This is a genomic window from Microcystis sp. LEGE 08355 (assembly GCF_015207185.1).
Lineage (GTDB): Bacteria > Cyanobacteriota > Cyanobacteriia > Cyanobacteriales > Microcystaceae > Microcystis > Microcystis panniformis.
In genome coordinates, this window is sequence record NZ_JADEXI010000774.1 from 1 (window position 1) to 1,809 (window position 1,809).

Below are 1,809 nucleotides of genomic sequence, written 5' to 3' on the forward strand. Positions count from 1 at the left end.
AAAAGGTTGGCGAACCTTTAAAATCGGAAGTAAATGTTCTCAAAACCCACACCCCCCCCACCCATTTAAACCCAGTGCCAGGAGCGACACCGATGAGGGAATCTGCTTATTCTTCCCACTCTCGTCCCCAAAAACCGTCTTTAGCTAGAGCTAACGGTGAGCGGACAGGCACTGCTGTACCTGCCCTGAGAGCCACCGCTCAGGAGGAAACTTTCACCCCCTATACTCAGGGCAATGTGGTGGTGAAGGCAGCTGATCGTCAACCGGCACTTAATCCCCCCCGTCGTCGTCCCCGTCGCTCGCGCCCCCCAGCAGCGGGCAACTCCCAGCCGGCAGCCCCAGAAACGGTAAAAACTGCCCTAGTCGCACCGAAACGGAGACGACCGGCCCGCAGAAAACTACGACTCGATCGAGTGGCAATATTGGGGGTAGGATTAGTGGGAACGCTCGCAGTTTTGTCCTTGGGGGTGAAGGCAATTGTCGATAGTCAATCTCCTTTGGCAGCTTTGCAAGGGGAACAGTTACCGATTTCTTTAAATACTCCCATACTAGAAATTCCTTCGGCTAACGCGGAGGTTATGGAAGGGAATCCCTTAGGCAAGGAAACGGCTAAGGAGACGATTCAAGCTTGGTTAGCAGCAAAATCGGCTGCTTTTGGCAGTGAACACCAAAAAGAGCAATTGAAAGAGGTTTTAACGGGTTCAGCTTTGGAAATTTGGCAAAAACGGGCGGCGGCTTTACAGGGAAATAACTATTGGCGCTACGATCATCAGGTGGATGTGCGCTCGGTTACTAATAATGCGAAAAATCCTAATTTAGCGACAGTAGAAGCGATAGTCAACGAAAAGGCCATGTATTTCCATAATGGCAAGGAAATTGTCAAGCGTTCCTATAATGAGTCCTTGAACCTGCGCTATGATTTGGTACGGCAAGGAGATAAATGGTTGATCGAAAAAACCCAAGTCTTACCCTAATTTTTTCCGATTAAATCCCCAAAAACTAGGCTTTAGGCTGCCCGCACACCCAATTAAGGCTGCATGGCAGCCTTTTCAGTGGCAAGTGGCAAGTGGGGGAGCAGGGGAGCAGGGAGAAAAAAGCTGATCACTGATAACTGATCACTGATAACTGATAACTGAATTCCGACTGCCCCAAAAGGAAAACTTTGTACCTCACCATTAAGATAACTTCTATATCTTTAGACTGATAAATACTCGATTCCCTTAATATTTTTTAACATAAAATCTGCTCTTTGATTGCTGTCATTGGTTCCCTAGAAGTCAAGCTAATGAGTTATGATACTAGGTAGGAATCCATAGTTCTTAGAGGAGGAAAGCGGGGCAATCTCAATGTTTTGCCCACCGACAAGACCATGATTTTGATCTTTTAAAAGTCTCGCATAAGTCTTTAAGAACTTTTAAAATCAGCATTCACAAGGAGGGATATTATGACAGGTAAGAGTAAACGCGGTTTTGCCTCTATGGATCAAGCTAAACAAAGGGAAATCGCTAGTAAAGGTGGTAAAGCTGCTCATCAAAAAGGTACAGCCCACGAATTTACCTCCGAAGAAGCTCGCGAAGCGGGACGAAAGGGTGGTGAAGCAGTTAGCCGGGATCGCGCCCACATGGCAGCTATTGGACGGGAAGGGGGTAAAAATTCCCACAAAGGCAGTCGCAAAAACTTAAACTCCGAAGAAAATTACCCAACCAACGAGTCTATAGGTGAAAATTCCTCAGATTTCAGCAACTCGGAGGCAAATAGTTGACTTTTCTTGACTTTTTCTCAGACTGAGAGGGTTTTGGGGTGTTGGGG

At 46.9% G+C, this 1,809-nt stretch carries 2 protein-coding genes; both read left to right on the plus strand.

Going from position 1 to position 1,809, the window contains the following annotated elements; all coding sequences use genetic code 11:
- Window positions 1-974 (plus strand): ARC6/PARC6 family protein (locus IQ242_RS23890; protein ID WP_193961667.1); only part of this gene is annotated, 974 nt, incomplete at its 5' end.
- A 470-nt stretch (window positions 975-1,444) separates the two neighbouring features.
- Window positions 1,445-1,762 (plus strand): KGG domain-containing protein, encoded by a 318-nt coding sequence (locus IQ242_RS23895; RefSeq protein WP_002767802.1) that lies wholly within the window; start codon window positions 1,445-1,447, stop codon window positions 1,760-1,762.
- The last annotated feature ends 47 nt before the right edge of the window (window positions 1,763-1,809 follow it).